The organism is Solibacillus sp. FSL K6-4121, assembly GCF_038002585.1.
GTDB classification, from domain to species: Bacteria; Bacillota; Bacilli; order Bacillales_A; family Planococcaceae; genus Solibacillus; species Solibacillus faecavium.
Genome location: NZ_JBBOCS010000002.1, coordinates 701,379 through 728,364, shown reverse-complemented (window position 1 = coordinate 728,364; position 26,986 = coordinate 701,379). Strand labels below are relative to the sequence as shown.

Genomic DNA, 26,986 nt, shown 5'->3' with positions numbered 1-26,986 from the left:
ATGTTACAGGAAGCAATTAAACATTTAAATACGTATTTCGGTTATAGTTCTTTTCGAACAGGGCAGTCACAAATTATTGAAAATGTACTACAGAAGCAAGATACATTAGTTATTATGCCTACTGGTGGGGGGAAATCGGTCTGTTATCAAATACCTGCCCTATGTTTAGAAGGTACAACAGTCGTAATCTCACCTTTGATTTCACTAATGAAAGATCAAGTTGATATGCTCGTTTCTAGCGGGATAAAAGCAGCTTATATAAATAGTTCACTTAGCTATGATGAAGTGCAGGATGTGATGTATGCAGTGCGTAACGGGGAGATCAAACTTCTTTACATTGCTCCTGAACGGTTAGAAAATGAGCGTTTCTGTTCAGAGCTTGCACAAATAAAAGTGCCCCTTTTAGCAATCGATGAAGCGCATTGTATTTCCCAATGGGGGCATGATTTCCGTCCAAGTTATCGGTCTATCCAACAGCTGCTGCACTTATGGAATGTCAAACCAACCGTTATTGCTTTGACAGCCACAGCAACGGAGGAAGTAAGTGCTGATATTCAAAAGCTATTATCGATTGAAAAGAGCAATACTTTCGTTACAGGCTTTGCACGGGAAAATTTAGCATTTTCAGTCCTTCTTGGTGAAAATAAAGAAGCTTATATTAAAAAATATGTAAAGGCAAATGAAGCAGAAGCTGGCATCATTTATGCTGCTACCCGTAAAGCTGTTGAATCTGTATATGACATGCTGCATAAAGCTGGGTTTGCAGTAGCAAAATACCATGGGGGAATGTTTGAAGAAGACCGGACTTATGAGCAAAATCGATTTTTAAATGATGAAGTTCAAATAATGGTGGCCACAAACGCATTTGGCATGGGTATTAATAAAACGAACGTTCGCTACGTCCTCCATTACAATATGCCAAGGAATATGGAAAGCTATTATCAGGAGGCGGGTCGTGCAGGTCGTGATGGACTTGATAGTGAATGTATTTTACTTTATAGCTCATCGGATGAACAAACACAACGCTTTTTAATTGATCAGGCTCAAGATCGTTCGCGCATTCCTTTTGAACTTGAAAAGCTCCATGCAATGATTGATTACTGTCATACAGAACGCTGTTTACAAAGTTATATTATAGATTACTTTGGAGACGAGGCAGAACAGGATTGCGGAAGATGTGCTAACTGTACAGATGATCGCCCTCAACAAAATGTGACGACAGATGCTCAAAAAGTTTTATCGTGCATAGTCCGTATGGGGCAAAAATTCGGAAAGCAAATGACTGCATCCGTATTAGCTGGTTCCAGAAGCAAAAAAGTATTGGAATTTAATTTTCATAAATTACCTACTTACGGTATATTACGTGGGATGAATGCAAAGGAAATTTCGAGTTTTATTGAATTTCTTATTTCAGAGAAACTAATAATTGTCCATAATGGTCAGTTTCCGACGATTTCAATATCGGACTTAGGAAAAGAAGTGTTGTTGGGTAAAGAGCAAGTATTTAGAAAAGAAGCGCGTATTGTTCAAACAACGGTAGAAGCGAACGATCCTTTATTTGAAACTTTAAGGAAAGTTCGAAAAGAGATTGCTGATCGTGAAAAGGTACCACCATTTGTTGTGTTTTCGGATAAAACTTTAAAGGAGATGTGTGTTCGACGCCCTAAAAACAGTACTCAGTTTTTAGAGGTAAGTGGAGTAGGGGAAAGTAAACTCGAAAAGTATGGCAAAACTTTCATTGATGCAATTGTTTCACATTCTTAATAATAGTTTATTATGCTTTATTAAACAAAATTATTTAATTTTAAATTATTATTTATTATATTAATTGTAACTAAAATACAATATATCCTTTAAATTGTAATGAAAATGCTATTTTAATTTAAAGAAAAGAATGCTATGATCTCGCTTAGCATTCTTTTTTTGTTATTTTGAAGTTTAAATCATTAAACTTTTAGTTAAGATATTGTAAAAAATCAGTATTCATAGTTTAATTAGAATATTCAGTCGAATATTTAGGTAAGAAGTGTGGGTGAAAAAGTGAATATTTTAGGAGAGCGTATAAAAAAGTTAAGAAAAGAGAAAAAATTAACACAAACAGAAGTCGTGGGAGAGCGTTTAACAAAAGGAATGCTTAGTTTAATTGAAAATGGTAAAGCACAGCCGTCAATGGAGAGTCTTTGCTTTATCGCAAAGCAGCTTAATGTAGACGTAAGCTACTTACTCGATGATGGGACAATGACTACTCTTCGAAATTTATATACGGACATTGAAGAAGATGTAGAGCGAAGAAAGCTAATCCGTGATCCAGATGAACTGCAATCATTAACAATTAAAATGATTGAAAAAATAGAGCCCTTTTTAACGGAAATTCAAGGAACAAACTATGAACAAATTAGATTAAGAGAAGTCTATTTTTTAATGAATCGTACTATCAATAAGGCTAAATCACTGGATGAGTACTGGAAGTTCATTGATCAATACGAGGAGATACATGCTTACAGCCGTATGTTGCGTTGTTATTTCTATCTTTGTTTATCATCAATCGAACAGCGTAATTATAATGAAGCTTTGAGTATTTTAAAACAAGGTGAAGAAAAGATTGCACCATATGAGCTCATGATTGATCCGATGGTAAGAATCGACCTCTACTATAATTTAACTATTTCATATTCGGCGGTCGATAATGTCCGAATGTCCGAACATTATTTACAAAAAGCTTTGGAAATGGCTAAAAAACTTCAAATATTTTATCGTATGGACCGCTTTTATCATTTGTTATTTATTCAATCGATTGCCGGTGAAGATTATGACAGAAGTAGGGAATACATAGAAAAATTGAGACTTTTATCAGAATTTGCAGAAGACCCTACAATATCCATCCTCTATTTATATAGTAAATTACACTACTTAAATAATGTTGAGAAAAATTACAGGCAAATTACCCCTGAAATTCAACATTACAAAGTGAAACTTCATAATTATTTATTCCTATTTAAAAATCCAATATTCATCGGGGAAGAAATGTATGCAGAGTTTAAGTTGAAAAACTATACAAATGTTATTCAAATAGGCGAGTCTTTAAAAATACCGAGCTATCTTCATCATCCAATCGATTTAGCTAAATATTATCGATTCTTTGCGGTACGTGCTTTAGCTTATTATTATGAAAATGACGAAGTGGCTGCCAAACGTGATATTATATTTGCTAAAAATGGGGTAGAGGATTTCCCTTCAACAATCTATAAAAAATTCATTTATGAAGCCTTTAATGAAATCTTCATGTAATAAGTAATCCGAGGTAAAATGCCTAATTAAAAAGCCGTTCAAATTTTACGATGCGTAAGGTTTGAACGGCTGTATATGTCTTTATTTTTATTAAGTAAGGTTAGTTAATTTTTATCCCAATGGTTAGTTAAAAACTCGTCACGCCCTGATTTTGCACGGTCTTCCTTATAATGAGCTTCTTCTTTTTTATAATAATCCTGGTGATGGTCTTCTGCTGGCCAGAATGCAGTAGCTTCTCTGATTTCAGTCACGATAGGCTTTTTAAATCGGCCACTTTCAGCTAATTTTTGCTTTGACAGTAAAGCTGCTTCGTGTTGATTGCTATTATGTGTAAAAATTATAGTTTTGTACGACTCACCGCGATCATGGAACTGGCCTCCCGCATCTGTTGGGTCTATTTGCATCCAGTAAATTTCTAACAGTTTCTCATAGCTGAATATTTCCGGATTAAAAAGGATTTCGACTGCTTCAACATGTCCGGAGTCACCCTTTTTTACATCTTCGTATGTTGGATTTTCTACATGGCCGCCTGTATAGCCACTTGTCACTTTTTCGATGCCATCCCAACTGTCGAATGGTTTAACCATACACCAAAAACATCCACCTGCAAATGTTGCCTTTTCCATTATGTAACACTCCTTTTGCTGACGACTATTTATATATCGTGCAGAATGAATATAGAACTAATATCATAAGTAGTTAATTGTTGTATTCTATCATGTATATGTATGTCATTCAATGATTACAATTGATATTAATAAGTAAGCTTTCGGCTATAAATGGTATAATCATGATAATTTGAAACTAAATATAATTATAAATCGTCTAAACTTCACGTAATTAGAAAGGAAGTTGTATTAATGGAAGATCAGGCGCGTCAAACCCGTTATAAAAAGAAAAAAATCCGAAAAGGCAGGGTCATATTTTTAATTCTCTTTTTAGTCATTATTGGCTCTGTTGGTTATAGTTATGTTCAATTTCAAAGTGGCCGTGATTTAGCATCGGACAACAAAATTCCAGTCGAGGGCTTTGAACCAGATGATAACCACCCGACTATTGAAAATTACCTAGTATTAGGGGTCGATACCCGCGGGGAAGAAAAGTCACGTACCGATACAATGATGTTACTCTCCTGGAACCGTGATACTAATGATATGAAACTCGTTTCCTTCATGCGTGATATTTATGCAGACATTCCAGGCTATCAATCATATAAACTGAATACTGCCTATTACTTAGATGGCGTTTCATTATTGCAAAAAACATTAAACAATATGTTCGATATTCCTATTCATCATTATGCAATGATTGATTTTAGAAGCTTTGAAACATTAATTGATATTTTGGCGCCGAATGGAATCGAAATGGATGTTGAAAAGGACATGGGCGGATTAATCTATGTAGAACTGAAAAAAGGGGTCCACAATCTAAACGGAAAAGAATTACTTGGCTATGCTCGTTTCCGCGCTGATGCAGAAGGTGATTTTGGACGAGTTGCACGACAGCAAAAAGTAATTGAAGCATTAAAAGATGAATTATTATCACCTAAAAATGTAGCAAACATGCCTAAATTCGTCGGTGCGATGCAAGGCTATATAACAACTGATTTAACTAGTAAGGATCAATTAGCTACCGTTTTAAAAGCGGTTGCAGGCGGAAAGGTAAATATTGAAAAATTAACGATTCCTGCTGAAGGAACATACAAATTTGCTAAGTACCGTCACGCGGGTGAAGTAATTGAAATCGATAAGGAAAAAAATAAACAAATACTGCATGATTTTTTAAATTTAAGCGAGTAAGCATTAGATGTAATTTTCTAATTCATGCTAAAATGGACATATAGGAAATTTTGTCGATATATTGGGGTGGTCTTTTGGAGAAAAAAGTAGAAGAAAAAAGTAATAATCAATTACCGCAAGAAAAATCTAATTTTTTCTCATCGATCTTTATTCGTTTTCTAGGCGGAAAAAATTTATTGTTCTTATTAGTGGTCATCTTATTAATCGGTTGTACAGTATTCATCTACGATAAAATTGCTTTTGTTTTTGAACCATTGCATGTACTATTCGAAGTGATCATTTTACCGGGTGTGTTAGGGGTAATTTTATTTTACCTATTACGTCCTCCGTTAAAGCTGTTAGTGAGATGGAAAGTACCACGCGGGTTGGCAATTTTGATTTTGTACATTGTAGCAATTGCATTAATCACTTTGCTTGTTGTTCTTGTATTCCCGTTTTTGCGGGACCAGTTTACAAACTTAGTACAAGAATTCCCTGTCGTGCTTATGTCGCTTGCCAATGATTTATTAGCCTTTTTAAATAACTCCCAGTTCAATGAATATTTTGAGAAAATCAATTTTGATTACAATCAAATATTAACTGATTTTACCGGCAGTTTTATTGAAACAGTGAAAGATACATTGACAAGTGTTGCGTCAGGCGTAGCGTCGGGAATTACAGGACTTGTATCTACAATAACAGGAATCGTTTTATCACTCGTCATCGTTCCTTTTATTACGTTTTATCTATTATATGAAGGGGAAAAGATGCCTCGTTTTATTTTACGTCTTTTTCCACCTCGTATGCGCCTACGTATGGGAGAAGTCCTACATGATATGGACAAACAAATCAGCTCCTATATTCAAGGGCAAATTTTAGTGTCATTTTGTATTGGCGTCATGATGACAATAGGGTTTTTAATCATTAAGATGCCTTATGCATTACTATTAGGTTTCTTAGCCATGATAACAAGTGTAGTCCCATACTTAGGCCCAGCAATTGCCGCAACACCAGCAGCGATTATTGCCATTGTAAATTCACCATGGTTGTTATTGAAGTTAATTATCGTATGGACAATTGTACAATTAATCGAAGGGAAGTTTATATCTCCTCAAATTATGGGTAAATCATTAAGTATTCATCCGATTACGATTATTTTTGTATTATTAACATCCGGTTCTCTATTTGGTGTAGCTGGTGTCGTGTTAGGTCTTCCTGGCTATGCGCTAATCAAAGTTCTTATTACACATACGTATCGAATATTTAAAGAGCGCTATAATCGCTTTCAAACAGACGAAACGAATTTGTATGAAGATTTAAAATAAAGAACTTGGGAGTGGCCTGAAATATTCAGGGCACTTCCTTTTCAAATCAGTCGGTTGATTTCTTATTTTATGGGGGAATTCACATGTTAAGTAAATGGTTAACAACAGTAGAAGAAAATGGGGTAAGAGTAGAAACAGTTATTGAAAAAACAGAGCTTGTAGAAGGTGACATTCTGAATGGTTCTGTTTACATTACTCCTCTTACAGAAGATGAAGAGGATAAAATTGACTATATTTCATTAAAAATTCTATGTGAGCAGGCAAATGGGGAATTGACCGTTATTGGTAAACATTCCTTTGAAGTTGTCGGCACTATTCGTTCAAAAGATGCGGAAATTATGCCTTTTGAAATCATGCCAGATGAGCGTTGGGTATGTGGAGTAGATGAACGACTTATTTTCCAGACGACTGTAATATTTTTAGATGGAACAGAAGTCGAAGAAGTTGGTTATATTTCTTATGATACTGAGTAAACAAAAAAAGGCTGTATTAGAAGTCAAATTGACTTTTAATACAGCCTTTATTATTTAGACGCGAATCGTTTTTAACTTTTCAACGGCTTTTTCAAGTAATTCGACTGGTTGTACTAATGCTAAACGCATGTAGCCTTCACCTGCTGAACCAAAAACCGTGCCTGGAACCATTACGACACCCGTTTGCTCAATTGCTTTAAAGGCAAAGTCAATGCAATTAATATCGTAAGGGTATTTTGCCCAAACGAACATCCCGCCATTACTTGGTGCAACTTCCCAACCAATTGATGTCAAACCTTCCATCAATGTTTTATGACGCTCAGAAAAGGTCTTTCTTAATTTGTCCGTAATTTCCTCAGAGTTGTCTAACGCTAATGCAGCTACTTGTTGAATTGGTTCAAAAATACCAAAATCTAAATTGGATTTTAACTGCTTCATTATTTCAACTAATTGAGCATTCCCTACAATGTAGGCAACACGTGTACCAGCAAGACTAAAGCTTTTAGATAATGAATTGATTTCCAGCCCAACTTCTTTTGCTCCCGGTGTTGCAAGGAAGCTAATCGGTGCATCACCTTTGAAGTAAAACTCTGAATAGGCCGCATCATGTAATACAATGATATTATATTGCTTCGCGAAATCGACCACTTCTTTAAAATATTCCAGAGATGGCATTGCAGGTACTGGATTACCTGGTAAATTCAATATGAGTAATTTTGCTTTTTGCAGTACTTCTTCAGGAACAGCTTTTAAATCGGGTAAGTAATCGTTCTCCTTTGTTAAAGGCATGTAGTAGGGTGTTGCACCCGCTAAATGGATTCCGGCATCGTAGGCAACATATGCTGGATTTGTTGTTAATACGACGTCTCCCGGATCACAAAAAGCAACAGGCAAGTGTACTAAGCCTTCTTGGGAGCCGATTGTTTGGACTACTTCAGTTTCTGCATTTAATTCAACACCGTTTACTCGTTTATAGTAGTTACATACTGCTTCATTAAATGTTTGAATACCCGTTAATGTATAACCATATGAAGAAGAAAGTGCCGAAAGTTCAGACATCTTTTGTCGTAAATTTTCAGCTGGAGGAATATCTGGACTGCCTAAGCTCAGATCAATTAATTCCACCCCATTTTGCTGCTGGATTTTTGCATGTTTTTTTAGATCCCCAAAAATTGCCGGTGCAAATAAAGACATTTTTTTTGACGGTTGGATATTCAATATGTAACACTCCTTAAAACTTTCAAATGTAAGCACCATTTTATCATAACCATCACGTATAATGGGAAGGAAATCAGAAAATAGAGTTATCTTCAAACACAAAAGCATTAAATTGAAATAGAGTAGCGATTTTTTACTGTATAGATAGTAGAAAGGAAGAAAATGATGATCATTTATTCTTTAAGCGGGCCTAGTGGTACTGGTAAAAGTACCAGTGCTTTACAGTTTGCTCACGAACAAAATATTCAAGCCATTATTGATGATGGGCTATTTATTGTAAATGGAGAAAAGGTAGCCGGAACGTCAGCAAAGTTTGAGAAAAATACATTAAAGGCTGTACGCCGCGCAATTTTTGATGATGATGTACATAAAGAGGAGATTTTAAAAGCTATTCAAGACTATGAAGTAAAATCTATCTTAATAATTGGCACATCGGATAAAATGACTAAAAAAATAGCTGCACGTTTAGAGCTTGGCGAAATTAATCATTTTTATTATGTACAGGACATTCGAACAGAAAAGGAAATCCGTATCGCTAAATACGTAAGGGAAGTACAAGGAAAGCATGTTATGCCAGTACCTTACAGACAAGTAGAGCAGAATTTCTTTAAACGTCTAGTTCAGCGAGGGAAAGAGATTTTCTCTTCTACTCAAGTGAAGCTAGGGGAAACGACGATTGTTCAGCCTGACTTCCATCAAAATAGCGTATATATAGCACGTTCCGTATATTTAGATGTTTTAGAACATGTTCTCGAGCAACAGAGTCAAATCATAAAATTTGAAGTACTGAGTCTACAAATTGAAGGGATTCCGCAGATGAATATTAATATTTATTTAAAATCACCTGTCCAATATCATGTTCCCACCTATCTATACGAGGTTCAAAAAGATATTGCTGATGTATTCTCCCATCAATTCGGCATAGAACCCGAGAAAATTAATTTACAGTTAAGAGGCATTAAATAACCGTTAAAAAAGGGCTGACATTAATACGTCAGCTCTTTTTTTCAAAATATAAACATATAAATCTCAAAAATTAATTGTATTTTCAGATAAATAAATATATTCTAAATATTAAGAAGTATTGGTTGGACCAAAAGACTGTTGGTATAACCAAAAATTATAAAGGGGATGCACTATGAATTATATTGAACACTTACAAAATTTATTATCACACGAGCAAGTAACGACAAATGATGTTTTACGTGAACAACATGGACGAGATGAATCTTACCATGAACCTCACTTACCGGATGTAGTCGTATTTCCAAAATCAGCAGAAGAGGTGAGTGCAGTTTTAGCCTTCGCAAATGAGCAGCTTATACCAGTTGTACCATTTGGTTTAGGTACGAGTCTTGAAGGACATGTCATTCCAACAAAAGGCGGGATCTCACTTGATTTGTCACTTATGAATGCGGTGTTGGAAGTTCGGTCAGAAGATTTTCTCGTAAAGGTCCAACCGGGTGTTACTCGCAGTCAATTAAATAAGGAACTGAAAAAATACGGCATGTTCTTTTCTGTAGATCCAGGGGCAGATGCAACATTAGGTGGTATGGCTGCGACAAATGCGAGCGGAACAACTTCAGTACGCTATGGCATTATGCGTGATCAAGTTCGAGATTTAGAAGTCGTTTTAGCTAACGGCGATATTATTCATACAGGCGGGTTAGCTGCCAAGTCATCATCAGGCTACCATCTAAACGGCCTTATGATTGGTTCGGAAGGTACACTTGGTGTCATTACGGAGTTAACATTACGTGTTTACGGTATTCCGGAAAAAATAGTGGCAGGACGTGCGACATTTAATACTGTCCAAGAAGCAGTCAATTCCGTTGTTGCATTAAAGCAGGCAGGTATTCCGATGGCACGCATTGAGCTCGTTGATAAAACGAGTATTAAACAGGTGAATCATGCATCAGGTGCTAGCTTTATAGAAATGCCTACGCTATTTTTAGAATTCCACGGAAATGAATCTGGTTTGCAATCTGACGTTGTCTTTGCAACAGAGCTACTCAATGATAATGGCTGTACAGGTCTGTCTTTTGAACAGGATGAACGGGCACGTAATCAGTTATGGGAGTTGCGTCATAATTTGGCCTATACATACATCCATTCAGCGCCAGGAAAACGCTTAATGTCTACCGATGTAGTAGTTCCGATCAATTCATTGCCGGAAGCAATAGAAAATTCACGTAAAAAGATTGAGAGCATGAATATTAACGCCGGAATTGTCGGACATGTCGGTGACGGAAACTACCATATTTTGCTTATGGTAGATATGAATGACCCTCACGATATTTTAAAGGCAAAAGAGCTTAATGAGCATGTAGTGGAATTTGCCTTATCACTAGGTGGTACTTGTACAGGTGAACATGGTGTAGGTAGCGGCAAAGCAAAATACCAGCGACTTGAACATGGGCTGGCATACGACTGGATGAAACAGATTAAACAAGTGTTTGATCCAAACAACATTATGAATCCAGGGAAAATATTCATTGATTAGGGGAATTGAAAGATGAAAAAATTCGTTTGCATAGTGGGGCTTGTATTGAGTTTTGCACTTTTATCGGCTTGCACAAGTTCAAATGAAAGAGAGCAGTACGTATTATACGCAGGACATTCACTCGCAGCAGATCATCCGTTTGAGTTGGCGATGCAAGAATTGAAGCAGCGGGTTGAAGAGCGTACAGATGGTAGAGTCATTATTGAAACGTTCCCTTTAAGTCAGCTCGGCGCAGAGCGTGAGCTGATTGAAGGAGCTATGCTCGGTTCAGTAGACATGGTTGTCTCCACATCAGGACCGATTATGAATTTCGTTTCAGACTTTGCTGTACTTGACCTGCCGTTTTTATTTAACGACAGGGAATCAGCCGTGAACATTTTGGAAGGTGAAATCGGACAAGAGTTGTTTGATCAATTACGTGACATTGGGATTGTCGGGTTATCTTGGGGAGAAAATGGGTTCAGGCATGTCACTAACAGTATGAAACCAGTTGAAACACCTGATGATTTAAAAGGGTTGTCGATGCGTGTACAGGAAAATAAAGTATTTATCTCTGCATTTAACAAGCTTGGTGTTACGCCTTCCCCAATGGCTTGGACAGAAGCGTTGACCGCGCTGCAGTCGGGAGTAGTGGATGGGCAGGAAAACCCAATTTTAGTTATTGATAGCTACAAATTATACGATGCCAATCAAAAATATATGACACTAACAGGACATGCCTATTCTTCGGCAGTGTTTATGATGAGTGAACATGCCTATAACCGTTTACCGGAAGATCTACGCCAAATTGTAATGGAAGAAGGTCAGAAAATCGGGGCATATGAGCGGCAACTCGTAATTGATATGGAACAAAAGGCACTTGCCAGACTTCAAGAACAAGGAATGGAAGTTGTAGATACAATTGAAGTAGATGCATTCCGCGAGAAAATCATGTCTGTATATGACAGTGCTAAAAACCAGCAGCTTTTACAGCGTATATTAAATGAGCAGTAGGATAGGAGAAAGACAATGGTGAAATTAGTAGAAGGGGTAAATAAAGTAGTACATGGTATTTTAATTGCCTTAATGGTTGTACTTGTTATTTCGGTATTTTGTCAAATTACGTTCCGCTTTTTTGATTATTCCATTGCTTGGACCGAAGAACTATCACGGTATTCCATGATTTGGATGACCTTTTTAGGGGCGGCCTATGCAGTAGCAGCCCGTGCGCATATTGGCATGGAATTATTAGTTGACCGTATGGAAGGCCTTATAAAGAAATTTTTTATCGTACTAAGCGCAGCGGTTTGTCTTGTGTTTTTTATTCTCATGGTCGTTAAAGGCTTTGAACTGTCCATGCGTGTGATGGATCAGCCGTCAGCTGTATTGCAAATACCGATGGGAATTGTCTATTCAGTCATTCCTATTAGCGGGCTCATTCTAGTGATGAATTTGTTCTATATCACGACAAAACAACTGAAAGGAGAGCTATCTTAATGGCAGATATTATTCTTTTCATTGTATTGCTCGTATTAATTTTCATCAATGTTCCAATAGCCATTGCGTTAGCGATGGCAGCAACAACGTTTTTCGTTATTCAAAGTGAAATGCCCATTGTAGCAATTTTCCAACGTATGTTTAACTCGATAGACTCCTTTCCATTACTTGCAGTTCCTTTTTTCCTACTTGCTGGAAAGTTAATGGAGTCTGGCGGGATTTCCCGTAGATTAATTCATTTAGCAGAAGTAATGCTCGGCCGAGTACGCGGTGGATTGGCATTAGTATCAATTATTTCATGTGCCTTTTTCGCAGCATTATCAGGATCAGCTGCTGCGACAACAGCGGCGGTTGGTGCCATTATGATTCCTGCTATGGTCAAAAAAGGCTATGATAAAAACTTCTCGACTGCTATTCAGGCGGCAGGAGGTACAATCGGAGTGATTATCCCTCCAAGTGTACCGCTCGTATTATTCGGGGTCACAGCAAGTGTTTCAATAAGCGATCTATTTTTAGCAGGAATAATACCCGGTATATTTGTAACGTTTTCCTTACTTTTACTTGTTTATATCGTGTCTATACTTCAAGGGTATGGTGGCGGAGAGAAATATGATTTCAAAGAATTTTTCATTGCTTTAAAGGATTCTATTTTAGCTCTAATGATGCCTGTTATTATTTTAGGTGGTATTTATAGCGGATTTTTTACCGCTACAGAAGCGGCTTTAGTTGCCGTAGTATATGGGTTAATCGTTGGCGTATTTATTTACCGCGAAATTACTTTAAAAGATTTGTATCACATATTTTCATCAGCAACTGTCATGAGTGCATCCATTTTATTCATTATTGCCGGCGCATCTGTTTTTGCCTATTACTTAACGCGCGAACGCATTCCGATGCAAATTACAGAAGCTTTATTAAGTGTGACGGACAACTGGATTTTTGCATTGCTTATCATTAATTTCATCTTACTGATAGTCGGAACATTTATGGAAACAGCGGCCGCTATTTTAATTTTAACACCAATATTAGCGCCTGTTGCAACTGCACTTGGGATTGACCTTGTTCATTTTGGAATTATAATGATTGTTAATTTAGCGATTGGATACATAACACCACCAGTTGGGTTAAACTTATTCGTAGCCAATAAAATAGCCGGAACGAAACTTGAAGGTGTAATGCGTGCGATTATACCCTTTATACTAGTCATGATAATTTGTGTATTAATTATCTCATTCGTTCCAGCACTTAGTTTATTTTTAGTGAAATAGTGAAGGTGTGAATCCGGTGACTTCAACAAACAAACAAAAGGTTTATGAAATCATATTCCAAAAAATACAACAAGAAATTGCTGCCGGTCATTTAAAGGTTGGCGATAAATTGCCTCCTGAACGGGAACTTGCCGCGCTCTATAGCGTAAGTCGCACGTCGATACGAGAGGCACTACGATTATTAGAAGTCAGTGATGTAGTGGAAATCCGTCAAGGTGATGGGACATTTATTAAAAATACTTCTCTTCATCAAGTACAGGACCAGTTATCAAATGTATTATTAAAAACAGATAAAGTCGTCTTATATGAGATGCTTGAATTAAGGCTGATTCTAGAATCTCAATGTGCGGCACTTGCGGCATTACGAGCTGATGGTCATGATCTTGAAAAAATTGCACAATCAGTTGAAGCGATGAAGACAGCAGATGATAATGAAGAGACTGGACTGCAGGCAGACTTGAACTTCCATATGGCAATCGCAAAATCGACTCATAATAGCGTACTTGAACAACTAATTGCGTCATTAGAACCGCACATGCAAAATACGATTGAAGCAACGCGCAAACATCGATTATCATCAAAAGCAAATATTACGCGTACATTTGATGAGCATAAAGCAATCTATTTGGCTATTAGCCGAGGTGAAAGTGAAAAAGCGAAATCACTTATGGAAGACCATATTCGGACAATTCGGGAAGAAATTTCGGAATTACCGTTTTAAAAACTCATCACTAAATGAAGAACGCCGCAAATTTTGAAATCTAATTTGCGGCGTTTTGCTATTTTATTTACGTTGTTGTCTAGTAAAAACAGGTTGACGTTTTTCAACAAAGGCGCGTACACCTTCAGGGAAATCGGTTTGAGAAACGAACGGTGAAGATCCTTCCCATAGAGCTGGTGATGAATCGACACACTCTTTCACAGAACGCTTTACAGCAAGTAGTGAATCGGGTGACATTCCAGCCACTAATTTACCCATGCGTATGGCAAAGCGGTTCAAATCCTTTTCGGCCACTAAGTAATTCAGCATGCCTGCTTTATATGCTTCGTCCGCTTTATACATACGACCAGTAAATACAAAATCCTTCGTTGCAGAAGGTCCGACTAAATCAACTAAACGCTTAGCAAATTTATTGTTTAATGTGATACCAAGCTTTCCAACAGGAATCCCCATTTTTGCTTTATCCGAACCAATGCGGATGTCACATGCAAGTGCAAGCTCTAACCCAGCACCCATTGCCGGTCCATTAATGACACCGATAACAGGTAATGGTAAATTTTCAATTGTAGAAATTGTTTTTTCCATATGTACAAAAGCTTCTTCGGCTTTTTCCAAGGAAATTGAATTGAATTCTTTAATATCAGAACCCGCGGTAAAATTCTCTCCAGAACCGCGTAATAGCAACACTTTATTTTTAGGATTTTCCAAAGTCTTTAGTGCAATGTTAGCTAATTGATCCCACATATTAGCCGTTAACGCATTTTTGAGCTGTGGTCGATGAATTGTAATAATGGCCATTCCAGCTGTCTCCTGATAAATAATTTTTGCTTCTTCTGCTTCAAGCCTTGTCGTACGCACTTGCATAAATATCCCCCTTAAATCTTTTATACCAATTATTATAGACGATTATTAAATCATTAACATTTAATTAAGAATTTTCAAGAAAAACAATGATATGTTAAGCAAATCTATACTCTTATCATGTTAAAACTAATTAATAGAATGGTACAATATGGTTGAAGGGAGCGATGTTTATGTATGACACATATGTGAAAGCTTTCGAAACTTATTTAATGTCACTTAACAAGTCGTTTTATACGAAGAAACAATATACGTTAGATGCGAAGCAGTTTGCTGATATGACTCAGCATACCGAGCACATAAATGAAGCATTGAAACTTTATTCAAAGGAAATTCAGGAAACCTATCAAAAGGTGAATACAATAAACCGGAAATTCGCGGCAATTCGTCAATTTTCAACCTTTTTACAATTAAGAGGTGTTATAACCGCGTATAATGAAGAATTGATCCAACCTTTAGCAAAGCTAGATACAGAGCTTGACGTTTTAAAAGAAAAGCAGTTTAAACGGACACTATCCTATTGGCCCTATCAATATGACATCGCACAAAACGCTGAACATGAATGGCTGGCATTAAGAAATGCGGCAATTGTTTTCACGGTAGCGGAGCTTGGCATCAAACCAGCAGAGTTAGTCCGTATGGAATGGAAGCATATTCATAAACAAACGAAAGAGGTCATTGTCCTTGCTTCCAAAAGTTTTAGGTCATTGCCTATTTCTTCAAGAATGCTGGAATTACTGGATGACTATAAACAATTGACCGAACAATTTATGCCCCTCACTGAACATTCGCCATATGTCTGGCTTGGAGTAGGGAACAAGATGGGGGAGCCATTGACAGTAAAAACGATTGAAAGAATTTTTAAATCGATGTCTCAGCAGATGGAATTTAAAGTAACAGCTACAAATTTAAGATATTACGCCATCCAAAAGGAATTAGACCAGCAACACGATACAGAATCGTTATTTGGGCAATTTGGTTATGCGAGAAAAGGGGTTTTAGTCGAACGTGAACAACGTTTCCCCAAAAAGAAATGAAAATTATGCTACAATAGCAAATAGATAAAAAGAGAGTAAATGATATTTATAGGGGGAAAGGCATTGGCTATTTCGATGATGGAAGCTTATACAATTGAACTATTAAAAGCACATCCATACACATATGAACAAGTGAAACAGTATCTTGAAAATAATCAGGCACACATTTTAACAAACGATTACAACATGGACTTTGAACCAATCGTGACGTTGCTAAAAGAAGACTCGAATGTTCTGGAACAGGCAATTGAAGGGAATTATCAAGTGAAGTTTATGACGATTAATGGATTGAAAAATTTGCTGCGTATGCGTTTTGAAGTTACAGAGGATCAGTATGAGCTGTTAGAAGCAGGGAATGGCTTGGCGCAATTAAATGTTTCAGCAGAGACGGAACAGAAAATTCGCGAAATGTTATCATCAAACTGGAAAGTAGAGCGTAACGGTGAAACGATTACGCTGTTCGTATAAATAAATGGATTGGTTTACTATTATTTTATTTATCGGGGCGTTCTTGCTTTTTATCAAACTATTTAAAGGTGTACTGAAACTAGCCTTGTTTTTAATCATAGCTATTTTCTTGTATCGTTTTTTTATGATGTAACAATAAAAAAGATGGGTTAGAGTAAAGTCTTGGTGACTTTTACTTTATCCCATCTTTTAATTTACCGCTGTCGTTTTCTTTGTACTTTTCCGTAGATGCTCGTTGTAAAGTTGAACAGCTGATTGATGATTAAAGCTGCCATTGTGAATAACCCCAGCATAGCTAGTATTAATGCTATCCATTCAAATAAAGTGAAGTCCACTATTTCGGACAGTTCGATAGGCTCTCCTAACATTTCAATGACTAAGTTCATGCCATATATACCGGAAATCATACTGAAGATTGTTAAAATAAAAATTAGCTTGTTTAATCTATCAGCTGATCGATCTTCCTGAACACGATAAAGTTCCTCAAGCGTTTCTTTTGTTTCATGATACAGCCCGTCTATACGAAACACTTTCCGGAAATAATTCGATATTTCCTTTCCTTCCGTACGTACCGAGACTTCGGTAAAATAATACCGGGAAGCAAACTTTGTTATTTGTTCAATTAATTCCTCGACTATATCTTTATCCTTTGAAAATTTCAATTCACTATGTTCAAATATTAACTTCAATAACATCAGCTTATAAAAATAATGAATAAGTAAAGTATAATAGGAAATCGAATGGAAACTACCAAGATATTTCTTCATACTTTCATCATCGACATTTGTTAATTGGATGTGGCCTTGAAGAGTTGTAATGGTATAAAACCGTGGTGCCCATCGCTGATACGTATGTTCATCAATAAAACGTTTTATATATTCCTCATTCGTACTAGATATATAAGGATCTCCATTACTATCACGCCCATTCAGCTGACCGGCGCGATATAGCAGAAATTCATCGATTTTTGTATTTTCTTCAAAATGAAAAAAAGCACTTACGTACATGCGCTCATCTTCAAAGAAAGGTATTTTGCTTATATTTTTATGAATAGCAGAATAATCAACAAAAAACTTTTCTAAAAAAGGCGCAATCTTTTTGAATATTAATTCCTCCGTATTTTCAAACGTAAAATCCTCATATTGAATAGTGGCTCCCAGCTCTTCATCAATTTTCGGCTGCAGCACGCGAAAGTAGTGTCCAAATGATATCGCTGCATTAATATCTATTTCTTCTTCCAATTCTATTCTTAACGCTGCAATCCCAATGCCGAACGGACAGAGGTTAATGTCTGCACTCAACAAAGTAAAAGGAATTTCATCAAATTTTGTGACCATCACGCCTTGCTCCTGGATCTTTTTCGAGTAGCGGTTAAAGTGGAGATGAGAAACGTCATCATTTAATAATTTTTCTTCTACGAACGGGTAATAAAATTGCTTTAATAATTGGTGAGAAATTTCGACATCTGTTCCATAAAGATCATTTTCATAATCCATTTTAAAATGATAAAAATGATGTTGCTTCAATAATTGCTCAAATTTTTCAAAATGATATTGACGATAATTAAATGGATAATAAAAGACGTAATGGGTTTTTTGCGAATTCATCGTTTCACCTCCTAGATTCTATATTCCCGAGAACCTAAATTCCTAACCTTAAAGCCCATTTTCAAAAACGCTCTCAGACGATTTGAGTTGGACAACTATCCGCATCGATATATTTCACTTCGTCTGAGAGAGAAATTACAATTATAGAACATTTGTTCTGATTTTAACGATAAATCATGTCAAATAAGCGGTTTTATCCAATAATGTTCCCAAATACATATTTGGGAACATTTTTATGCTATAATTATAGAGTAGAGAGGATGAAAACGGGAAATGGCACTACCTAAATTTTTGCGAGACTTTTTAATTTACTTAACGACAATTACGGGCAAGTCCCCAAGAACCCGTAAAGAATATGAATATGAACTAGTTTTATTTATGCGCTTTTTAAAAGCGATTGAACACGATATACAATTGGATTTAATACATAAGATCGATATTTCAGATGTAACAATAGAAATGATGAAGGAAGTTTCTTTGGAAGACTTATATTTATTTATGGAGTATTGTGAAGTTCAGCGTGGAAATTCTTCTGCAGCCCGCGCTCGTAAAGTTGCGACATTAAAAACCTTTTTCAAATATTTAAAAGGAAAACGCAGACTTATTGATGAAAATCCGGCCGAACAACTAGAAACACCGAAAATAGGTAAAAGATCACCGGTTTATTTAAATTATAATGAAGCAAAGGATTTTATCGGGGCGGTTCAAGCGCAGTCGTATAGTGCACGCGACGAATGTATGATGGTATTTTTCCTAAATCTGGGGTTACGGGTTTCGGAATTATGTTCTCTAAATTTAGATTCGATTCATGACCGTAAGCTAACAGTGATCGGAAAAGGGAACAAAGAGCGCCATGTATACTTAAATGATGCCTGCATGAAAGCACTCGAAAAATATCTACTAGAACGCAATACATATAAAGGTGATGGGAAAGAGCCGTTATTCGTTTCACAAAAAGGAACTCGGTTTGCCAGACAATCCATTGCCCGGATCGTTAAAGCCATTAATGCAAACAGCGATTCACCAAAAGACCGCTTAACACCACATAAGCTACGGCATACTTCTGCCACAATGATGTATAAAGCAGGTGCAGATATACGAAGCCTTCAGCACATATTGGGACACTCCAGTGTTGCAACAACTCAAATTTATACCCATATAGAAGATGAGCAAATACAAGAAGTACTAAAAAACAACCCTTTCAATAATTTATAAATAATTATATTATGTCAACTAAACTACAAAATTATTTTTGTAGTTTTTTATTTGCTTAAATTCAGAAAATTCGTTGACATTCACAACTAAACTGTTATATAGTTAATTCATAAAATAAAAACTGTTATAGTACAAAGGAGGATATATTATGATTTATTATGAACAAGGTTATTCCATATATGTAGAAAAATGTGAACAGTTTGGACTTGAGCCAGTAAACTTCCGTTATTTTGTGAATCAGCTTTCACCACAGCAATTACTTGCGTATAACAACTACGCAATCCAACAGGAGATGAAATAATATCATTCAAGCAGCGTTGAACCAACTTTACCTTCCATTTGTAAAGCACTCACTCATCACCACAGATGACAAAATCAACATACAACAATTTAATAGCTCCCAATAAATCAGTCTATCCTTATATATAGATTGGTTTATTTTTTTATTATTATTTCAATATAAATATATTTATCTATTAAAAGAAATAAATTTTCATTACTATAGTAGCAACAAAAATCTTTTAATGAGATTGTTTTTAGACTATGTAATTATGATAAAATTGTGAATTATGCGTAATTAACTATTTTTAAAATGTCTACGTTTACATAAAAAGTTAGCTAAATAGAGTATTTAGATTTATAATTTTATCAATAGAAAATATAGTTATTCTAACGAACAGAATGGAGAGGTTTCTATGCATGGAGCATCGGACTCTAAAGCACTAACTTCGATTGATTTTACATATGAACAACTTGTTGATTTAAAAGCTGCATTGGATAAGACAGCTATTGTAGCAGTAACGGATCAGCGGGGTATTATACAGAAGGTTAACGATCAGTTTTGCGAGATTTCCAAATATTCTCGAGAGGAATTAATTGGAGAAGACCATCGTATTTTAAATTCGGGTTTCCATGCAAAATCTTTTTTCAAAGAAATGTGGCGAACAATAGGAAATGGCGGTACTTGGCAAGGCGAGGTATGTAATCGTGCAAAAGATGGATCATTATATTGGGTAAAAACTACGATTGTTCCTTTTTTGGGGGAGAACGGGAAACCTGAACGATATATTTCCATTCGTACAGACATTACCGCTCAAAAAAACATTAAAAAGATTGCCCATATTGCCTATCATGATGATTTAACAGGATTACCTAATCGTCGCAGTCTATCGAAACGAATCGAACATGAAATTTCAACTAGTCTGCGTCATAATAAAGAATTTGCCGTATGTTTTTTTGATGTTAATCGTTTTAAAAACATAAATGATAGTTTAGGACACAAAATCGGGGATATGTTTTTAAAAGAATTAGCAAGACGTTTAACGGAAATCGATATCCAGTCCAATTCATTTTATCGAATGAACGGCGATGAGTTTGTCTATATATTAGAAGACGTTACATTAGTGCATGAAATGGCAGCTAAAATATTGGATGTATTTAAAGACAGTTTCGTCTTAGAGGATTACGAATTTTATGCAAGCGTAAGTTTGGGCATCAGTATTTATCCTGAACATGGGGAAAGTGCTGCAAAATTACTCAAAACTGCAGACATTGCGATGTATGCGGCAAAAGCTAAAAAGGGAAACAGTTATATCGTCTATAAAAAAGAAATGCCCAATACGAATGATCAGTTTTTAGTATTGGAAACAAAATTGCATAAAGCATTGCGAGAAAATAAATTTGCTCTGCAGTATGATCCCATCTACCATTTACATGAAAATAATATTATCGGAGCCGAAGTGATGGTCCAATGGATCGACGAAGAAATTGGCGTGATGCATCAGGAAGAAATCTTACCTTTTGCTTCACAATGCGGACTAATCACACAAATCGATCATTGGGTATTGCGAAACGCTATTATGCAACTTGCAGAATTTAAGCCGTTTGTAGATGCCAACTTTAAAATCGCCATCAATCTGTCAATTGAGACAATAAAAGAATCGAATTTCATTACTGATTTAACAATGATGCTGGAACAGTTAAGTCTTGCACCGCATCATTTAGAAATTGAAATATCCGAGCTCGGAATGCTCGATAAAGATATCCAGCTCATCGATAAAATTAACCAACTGCATGATAAAGGGTTTACCATTTCAATAGATGATTTCGGTACAGGTTATTCGTCTTTAAACTATTTAAGAGAAATTCCGATTACTACATTAAAAATTGATCACTCATTCACACACGAATTAAATTTAGTACCGGCAAATGCGAAAATGGTAGCTGCCATTATTTCATTAGCAAATGCCCTGGAATTAGAAGTGGTAGCTAATAACATTGAAAACGGGGAAGATTTGGCTATTTTAAAGGAGCTTAACTGTCAATATGGACAGGGTCTTTATTTTAATCATCCATTACCCCTCAATGACTTCACGAAACAAATTAAAAATGTATAGCAACAAAACGGGGTTGGATAAAGTTATTACACTTTATCCAACCCCTAATTATATATTTCACACCAAATACGTTATTCTAATAGTCAATTAAATAGTTTTCAATCCGCAAAAATTCCTCTTCATCGATACAATCCATATATTTGTACAATAAGTCAATATCAACTTTAATATCATCTTTATGCGTTAAATAAAACTGCTCGGTTAAATGACAAATAATTAAAGGTACCGCTTTTTGATGGTTAAAACGGTGTAAATACGTAGATAAGAATTCGACATTAACTGCGATATCTGTATTAAGCCCGAGCGCGTCAAAATCAACATATTGTATATGGGCAGTTAAAAACTGCTCATTTAAATGTACATTATATTGGCAAATGTATGACCAATCCAGCTCATTTTTGTATTTGTTTAACCAATGGAGTTCGGCAATAGCCATAAATAATTGCTTTTGCTGTGGATTATAGGTCATTAACTTTTTATCCATTTCCGCGTTTGTTAAACGTTTATCCCCGTAGGAATTATACTGCTGGCTCACAAGCGAAGGAATACCTTTTACTAGGTGTTCACTGCCAGACCACTTATACGGTCCGCGGTCATATTCGAAATACTGTAAATCCATATCTGGAATCTCATCAGCCTCCGGTAGATAAACGACATCATAGGAGTTGTAAAAAGCATTGCTTTCAATAAAATCATCTAATTGATCGACAAAATCAGGATGAATGCGCTTTTTATTTTCCATCAAAGTTGTAATTAAATATCGTTTAAATGACATCGTCAGCCTTGCAAGTACTGGTTTATTATATTGAAGTGCTTCCAAATCCACTTTCGGTAAATAATCAATTAAAAATTGCTCGGATAACAACGCATTACTATAGCAAACATACGAAAACGGTAAGTATTGCAAGTAAGCTGTCAGTTTTGAAGGATGCTTTTGCACCGCGAATCGGCACCATTCTAAATAGGATTCCATAAACGTCCGGTCATAAGGCAGCTCTTCATAAAGTGTTTCATCATGCGATTCGATTTTTTTAATTACTGCAATATCGTTAAAATCCGCGACCGAAAAATCAGACGGAAAATTAATAGACTCGAAAGCATCTTTAACATGTAAAAGTTTTTTAGGCTTTGTGGATACAAAGCTGTAAGTTCCGATTGCGCCGCGCTCTTCCAATAATAAATAGGCAAGTTCCTGGCGCTCTTCACGGGTTAAATTACTGTCTTTCGGGAATTTCACCGCTGCAAAATATTGAGCTTTTGCTAAATCATAAAAAAACTTATAGTCGCCTTCTTTTGTATATAGTTCTTCGGATTGATTTTGCTGCCAGTACAGGAGGGCACCATTAATTGGATTTCGGTTTGTAAATGTAATATTAGCAATAGAAAATATATTTTGTGCCAATGCATCATCATAAAGTACTTTCATAAATTCTATTTTCTTAATTTTAATCATTATAAGACACCCCCGTTTCTATATTATATACTTGAAACATAAAAAAATTGAAAGAAAAAGTGTTACAAAGAGGTTTAATTATTTTTGGCGGTGGTATATTACTAGTAAGTAAAGTTGCGATCATTAAGAAGAGTAAATAATTAACCACTAGTTTAGAGTTAGATAATTATGATTTCTATTAACTTCGTTGTATGCGTTTTTTAGTAATATTTAAAGAAGTGTTACAGGCAATTAATGGACCAAATGCTTTAACGAAGATTCTCGAAAGATGCCAACCAAATTTAGGCGAGCGAAATGCATACACGAATTGAGATATACCATTGAAAATTTCAGCTCACACGTAGTATTTAATGTTAAACTATCGTAAGAAACCTTCACAACTTAATATGCATTACCGATCGCAACTTTACGTTTTACACTCCTTATCCCATAAGGAGTGTTTTATTTTGTTGGACATCGGATATAATGATAATATCTATATTTTGATAGGAGAATGACAATGTGGAAGCTACATAACGGTAAGCTCATTCAAACAACAGATGAAACAAGAGTACGCTACAAAACACGTATAAGCGCGGAAATTTTAAATAACTTAAAGCAATTGGCCGAAAAATACGATACCCACATTGGATATTTACTCGAAAATGGCTATAGCAATTTAATAGAAACTGGAACTGTTGTATTCAATAAACAGAACCGCCCGAAAGACCGAACTGAATTTCGAACGACATGTGACAAAGAATTGCTTGAGAGCCTAAAAAACTTTGCCAAAAATCATGAACTCAATTTAAATGATGTCATTGAGGCAAGCGTTGCTTATATCAGCTTCGAGGACGTAAAACATTCACATTGGAGATACCGCGTGGAAATTTAATTCTGTAATCCAAGAACAAAACCATTGTCAATCTTATTTGGCACTGGTTTTTTGGTGTTTCTAAATAGGAAGAGAACAGACATCTATATTTATGATTCATCACCATAAGTTGGGATGACAAAATTAAAAAAACCCTTCGCTCCACGACACTCTGCTTTGGCATAAAGTGAATTTCAGCAAAAATGAAGATTATAAAACATAGCATTTCCGCTCTCTGCCGCCTCGCGATAGCGCAAGCGACTGGATTAGGTGTTTTTTACTTCACTTTATAACGAGGGTGAAATTTTGGAGTTGGTGGGCCTCGCAAACGGCAATAAAGTGGAATTTTATTAGAAAAGTAACCCCATGTTATGAAAACGAGCCATATTTATTGAAAATATTGAAAAATTTTACAATTTATTTTATAATTATTCCATACCATTGTTATGATTGCGTCACTTCTCGCTTTCATTTTTATAGACTATGGGAAAAGAAGTAAATTTTATAGGGGGAAGACCATGTTAAAAAAATATTCACCTAGATTAATTTTTGCATTGGTGGCGATTACTTGTATAATTATTTCACCGCTTTTTGCTATCTTTGTACCGATGACAGTTCCAGACTTATTTTTAACAGATCGCTCAAACTTTTATATTTATTCATTTAAAACGAATGTAATGGTTATTTTGACTGGTTTTGCGATTTTAGCTGCTGGATTTGCACTACTGAGCTGGAAGCGTCAAATAATCACATACATTGTAAGTTTTGGAGTTTTAATTCTTGGATTTGTTACTTTATATAGTTCAACAGAAACATATACAGCTATTAATGAAAATGTTGTGTATAAAAAACAATTAATCGGTTCGCAGAAAATGGAGTGGGATGTAATCGATAAAGTTGCACTAGAATATGTACCAGGAGCAATTGGCAACTATAAGTTTACCGATAAATCGGGGAACGAAATGATCGTTAGAGAAGATAAGGAAATGGCTTCGATTTTCATTTATCAAATGGCCAACAAGAAAAATGTCCCTTATGATGAGTATGAGAAGAAATAGAAGGACATTAGCTTTTGGAGTAGTTCGGAAAGCTAGCATAAAATTACAAATTAAATAAGCACAAAAAGTTTAGCCTTTGTTTGATGCTAAACTTTTTTTACTTTAAATGGTTACCTATAGGCAACAACCAGTTTGGTTATTGAGGAGAATCATTACTTACACTACTAATTATAAGGGAGGATGGCGTATTTGAATAAATTAATATTGCAACTGGAGGGATTAGCTGTTTTTGCTTTAAGCGTTTATTTTTACTTCCATCTGCAATTTAGTTGGGGCATTTTCCTAGTGTTATTGTTAGCTCCAGACATTTCTGCACTTGGTTACATAAAAAACGTTAAGGTTGGTTCCATACTGTATAATTTATTTCATACATACTCGATCCCATTAATATTAATGATCTGCGGATTGTTACTACATAACGATCGTATTATAATGCTTTGCCTAATTTGGATAGCCCATATCGGAATGGATAGAATGTTAGGTCTTGGATTAAAATATCCAACTAAATTTCAAGATACTCATCTTAATCGTATTTGAGGAGGTTTTTAAATGAAGACAGTTTATGTTAATTGGGGTGGAAATAAAGTGAAACTTACATGGATTCCTGGAATGAAAATAAATCAATCTATTAAAGTAACAAGTGTACATTCCATTTGTATAAAGGATGGCAATATCTTATTAGTAGATATTAAACACAGAGGTTTTAATTTTCCAGGGGGACACTTGGAAGCGGGAGAAAAACTAGAAGAAGCTATTTTGCGAGAAACTTATGAAGAAGGGTATGTGAACGGAGAAATTCAATACATAGGATCAATTGAAGTGAGTCATGAAGAAAATCCATCATTTAATCCACATGGGAAATATCCTATGATCGGTTATCAAGCTTTTTATAGAATGGACGTAAATGAATGTTTCCCTTTTCTCCGTGAACACGAATCAAATACGCGTATATGGGTTGAACCAACTGAGGTGCCTTTTGTAATTAATGACCATGAACTTACAAAACTCATTTTAGATGACGCTATAAAATTACTTTGATACATAATTAATGATGGGAAAACAAGTAAAAAGGAGGGATTTCACCTATGCAACATTGTGAAAGTCATAAATTAAAAAAACTAAGAGTGCAGGCAGATATTAGCGCTGATCCATTATGGTGTGACCGATGTCTTACAAATTTAGATATAGAGGATTTTACATTATCAAAAGGATTGAAGCAGGATCTGCAGGAATGGATCTATGACTATGGGAAATGGATTGACTGGAAAAACGACAGCATTGTGCCAAATGGCGTTTTGCTGGAGCAACAGCATAATGATCGTGGTACTGAACTAACGAAAAAAGTGAAGCAGGCGCTAGAAGGACAATATGAAGTAGTGTTTTTTCCATCTACATTTGCGAAAACAATAGTTGGAGATTGAAATATGTAATGAAGGGAACTTTAAGTGTTAAAAAAAAAGTGGATGACTTTTTGAACATGAAAGGGGGATACATTTGAAAAAATTCAGAGGAAAACGCCGCTACTTTCGTAATATGTGGTCGAAAATAGATAGGTATGATTTAGACCTTGAAGAAGACATGTGGTTCGCCTATACGCATCACCATTTAGATTTTTATGGGTATGGGAAAGATAGTGGGAAACAAAGAAGGGAGCATATTAAAGGGCATTTAGCGCTGTTGGACCGTGTGCTTGGACAGTTGGAATCGTTTCAGAAACCTTATCAAGCATGGATTACGTTAAATGATACATACCCGGAATATGACGCTGTATATATACATTCGACTAATCCTTATGATCCCTTTCCATATCAATCTGAACATCTGCACTTAACAACCGATCTTCCCAATGCTTATCGAGATTTAATTGACCTAACGAAATATAATGTGGCTTTTAGTAAAATGAACGAGCAAGTATGTTATGTACTCCAAGTAAAAGAGAAAGGTCTAGCTGTTATGTTAAACAAGAATGAGCGTACATAGCAGTCTTA

Annotated in this window: 27 protein-coding genes; 22 read left to right on the top strand and 5 right to left on the bottom strand. The window is 35.7% G+C overall.

What is annotated here, in order from left to right; all coding sequences use genetic code 11:
* A complete protein-coding gene (recQ, locus tag MHH95_RS13015) occupies positions 1-1,764 on the top strand; it encodes a DNA helicase RecQ (protein ID WP_340727929.1) in 1,764 nt (587 codons plus the stop codon).
* Positions 1,765-2,040: 276 nt separating this feature from the next.
* Complete coding sequence (locus tag MHH95_RS13010) at positions 2,041-3,288, top strand: helix-turn-helix domain-containing protein (RefSeq protein WP_340727928.1); 1,248 nt, start codon at positions 2,041-2,043, stop codon at positions 3,286-3,288.
* Positions 3,289-3,392: 104 nt separating this feature from the next.
* Here the strand turns inward: MHH95_RS13010 and msrA are convergent, their stop codons facing one another.
* Positions 3,393-3,914, bottom strand: a complete 522-nt coding sequence (gene msrA, locus MHH95_RS13005) for a peptide-methionine (S)-S-oxide reductase MsrA (RefSeq protein WP_340727927.1) — start codon at positions 3,912-3,914, stop codon at positions 3,393-3,395.
* A gap of 234 nt (positions 3,915-4,148) precedes the next feature.
* Between msrA and MHH95_RS13000 the strand changes: the two genes are divergently transcribed.
* The 3 genes from MHH95_RS13000 (at position 4,149) to MHH95_RS12990 (ending at position 6,864) form a co-directional block, all read left to right on the top strand.
* On the top strand, positions 4,149-5,087 hold the full coding sequence (locus MHH95_RS13000; protein WP_191698986.1) for an LCP family protein: 939 nt from the start codon (positions 4,149-4,151) through the stop codon (positions 5,085-5,087).
* A 74-nt stretch (positions 5,088-5,161) separates the two neighbouring features.
* Positions 5,162-6,391: an AI-2E family transporter gene (locus MHH95_RS12995; protein WP_340727926.1), complete on the top strand. Its 1,230-nt coding sequence runs from the start codon at positions 5,162-5,164 to the stop codon at positions 6,389-6,391.
* Positions 6,392-6,474: 83 nt separating this feature from the next.
* A complete protein-coding gene (locus MHH95_RS12990; RefSeq protein ID WP_340727925.1) occupies positions 6,475-6,864 on the top strand; it encodes a cysteine synthase in 390 nt (129 codons plus the stop codon).
* A gap of 54 nt (positions 6,865-6,918) precedes the next feature.
* On the opposite strand, the gene MHH95_RS12985 is transcribed toward MHH95_RS12990, so the two are convergent.
* Entirely contained in the window at positions 6,919-8,058 is a 1,140-nt protein-coding gene (locus tag MHH95_RS12985) for an aminotransferase class I/II-fold pyridoxal phosphate-dependent enzyme (protein ID WP_340728765.1), read from the bottom strand.
* Positions 8,059-8,247: 189 nt separating this feature from the next.
* Between MHH95_RS12985 and MHH95_RS12980 the strand changes: the two genes are divergently transcribed.
* From MHH95_RS12980 to MHH95_RS12955, 6 genes are all read left to right on the top strand, one after another.
* Complete coding sequence (locus tag MHH95_RS12980; RefSeq protein ID WP_340727924.1) at positions 8,248-9,048, top strand: ATP-binding protein; 801 nt, start codon at positions 8,248-8,250, stop codon at positions 9,046-9,048.
* 172 nt (positions 9,049-9,220) lie between these two features.
* Entirely contained in the window at positions 9,221-10,585 is a 1,365-nt protein-coding gene (locus MHH95_RS12975; RefSeq protein ID WP_340727923.1) for an FAD-binding oxidoreductase, read from the top strand.
* 12 nt (positions 10,586-10,597) lie between these two features.
* A complete protein-coding gene (locus tag MHH95_RS12970; RefSeq protein ID WP_340727922.1) occupies positions 10,598-11,578 on the top strand; it encodes a TRAP transporter substrate-binding protein in 981 nt (326 codons plus the stop codon).
* Between the two features lie 15 nt (positions 11,579-11,593).
* Positions 11,594-12,061, top strand: a complete 468-nt coding sequence (locus MHH95_RS12965; protein WP_340727921.1) for a TRAP transporter small permease — start codon at positions 11,594-11,596, stop codon at positions 12,059-12,061.
* Entirely contained in the window at positions 12,061-13,329 is a 1,269-nt protein-coding gene (locus MHH95_RS12960) for a TRAP transporter large permease (RefSeq protein WP_340727920.1), read from the top strand. The genes MHH95_RS12965 and MHH95_RS12960 overlap by 1 nt, the downstream gene beginning before the upstream one ends.
* A 16-nt stretch (positions 13,330-13,345) precedes the next feature.
* The gene (locus tag MHH95_RS12955) at positions 13,346-14,050 is read left to right on the top strand and encodes a FadR/GntR family transcriptional regulator (protein WP_340727919.1); all 705 of its coding nucleotides are present in this window, start codon (positions 13,346-13,348) and stop codon (positions 14,048-14,050) included.
* A 63-nt stretch (positions 14,051-14,113) separates the two neighbouring features.
* Here the strand turns inward: MHH95_RS12955 and MHH95_RS12950 are convergent, their stop codons facing one another.
* On the bottom strand, positions 14,114-14,914 hold the full coding sequence (locus MHH95_RS12950) for an enoyl-CoA hydratase/isomerase family protein (protein ID WP_340727918.1): 801 nt from the start codon (positions 14,912-14,914) through the stop codon (positions 14,114-14,116).
* Between the two features lie 185 nt (positions 14,915-15,099).
* Here MHH95_RS12950 and MHH95_RS12945 point away from each other — a divergent pair, with 185 nt between their 5' ends.
* A complete protein-coding gene (locus tag MHH95_RS12945) occupies positions 15,100-15,948 on the top strand; it encodes a tyrosine-type recombinase/integrase (RefSeq protein ID WP_340727917.1) in 849 nt (282 codons plus the stop codon).
* Between the two features lie 63 nt (positions 15,949-16,011).
* Positions 16,012-16,416, top strand: a complete 405-nt coding sequence (locus MHH95_RS12940) for a hypothetical protein (protein WP_340727916.1) — start codon at positions 16,012-16,014, stop codon at positions 16,414-16,416.
* 194 nt (positions 16,417-16,610) lie between these two features.
* Here the strand turns inward: MHH95_RS12940 and MHH95_RS12935 are convergent, their stop codons facing one another.
* Complete coding sequence (locus MHH95_RS12935) at positions 16,611-18,023, bottom strand: sugar phosphate isomerase (RefSeq protein ID WP_340727915.1); 1,413 nt, start codon at positions 18,021-18,023, stop codon at positions 16,611-16,613.
* Positions 18,024-18,296: 273 nt separating this feature from the next.
* Here MHH95_RS12935 and MHH95_RS12930 point away from each other — a divergent pair, with 273 nt between their 5' ends.
* The 3 genes from MHH95_RS12930 to MHH95_RS12920 all read left to right on the top strand — a co-directional run bounded on the left by MHH95_RS12930 (position 18,297) and on the right by MHH95_RS12920 (position 21,634).
* Positions 18,297-19,238 (top strand): tyrosine recombinase XerC, encoded by a 942-nt coding sequence (locus tag MHH95_RS12930; RefSeq protein WP_340727914.1) that lies wholly within the window; start codon positions 18,297-18,299, stop codon positions 19,236-19,238.
* Between the two features lie 148 nt (positions 19,239-19,386).
* The gene (locus tag MHH95_RS12925) at positions 19,387-19,539 is read left to right on the top strand and encodes a transcriptional regulator (RefSeq protein WP_340727913.1); all 153 of its coding nucleotides are present in this window, start codon (positions 19,387-19,389) and stop codon (positions 19,537-19,539) included.
* Between the two features lie 394 nt (positions 19,540-19,933).
* A complete protein-coding gene (locus MHH95_RS12920) occupies positions 19,934-21,634 on the top strand; it encodes a putative bifunctional diguanylate cyclase/phosphodiesterase (protein WP_340727912.1) in 1,701 nt (566 codons plus the stop codon).
* A 76-nt stretch (positions 21,635-21,710) separates the two neighbouring features.
* Here the strand turns inward: MHH95_RS12920 and MHH95_RS12915 are convergent, their stop codons facing one another.
* Complete coding sequence (locus MHH95_RS12915; RefSeq protein ID WP_340727911.1) at positions 21,711-23,087, bottom strand: nucleoside-diphosphate sugar epimerase; 1,377 nt, start codon at positions 23,085-23,087, stop codon at positions 21,711-21,713.
* A gap of 499 nt (positions 23,088-23,586) precedes the next feature.
* Between MHH95_RS12915 and MHH95_RS12910 the strand changes: the two genes are divergently transcribed.
* The 6 genes from MHH95_RS12910 (at position 23,587) to MHH95_RS12885 (ending at position 26,978) form a co-directional block, all read left to right on the top strand.
* Positions 23,587-23,961 (top strand): rRNA methyltransferase, encoded by a 375-nt coding sequence (locus tag MHH95_RS12910; protein WP_340727910.1) that lies wholly within the window; start codon positions 23,587-23,589, stop codon positions 23,959-23,961.
* Between the two features lie 497 nt (positions 23,962-24,458).
* A complete protein-coding gene (locus tag MHH95_RS12905) occupies positions 24,459-24,998 on the top strand; it encodes an ATP-dependent exonuclease (RefSeq protein WP_340727909.1) in 540 nt (179 codons plus the stop codon).
* Positions 24,999-25,178: 180 nt separating this feature from the next.
* Complete coding sequence (locus MHH95_RS12900; RefSeq protein WP_445683012.1) at positions 25,179-25,535, top strand: DUF4260 domain-containing protein; 357 nt, start codon at positions 25,179-25,181, stop codon at positions 25,533-25,535.
* Between the two features lie 12 nt (positions 25,536-25,547).
* Positions 25,548-26,036 carry an NUDIX domain-containing protein gene (locus tag MHH95_RS12895; RefSeq protein WP_340727908.1) on the top strand — a complete coding sequence of 163 codons (489 nt, stop codon included), beginning with the start codon at positions 25,548-25,550 and terminating at the stop codon, positions 26,034-26,036.
* Between the two features lie 47 nt (positions 26,037-26,083).
* A complete protein-coding gene (locus MHH95_RS12890) occupies positions 26,084-26,419 on the top strand; it encodes a hypothetical protein (RefSeq protein ID WP_340727907.1) in 336 nt (111 codons plus the stop codon).
* Positions 26,420-26,492: 73 nt separating this feature from the next.
* Positions 26,493-26,978 carry a hypothetical protein gene (locus MHH95_RS12885; RefSeq protein ID WP_340727906.1) on the top strand — a complete coding sequence of 162 codons (486 nt, stop codon included), beginning with the start codon at positions 26,493-26,495 and terminating at the stop codon, positions 26,976-26,978.
* Positions 26,979-26,986: the final 8 nt, after the last annotated feature.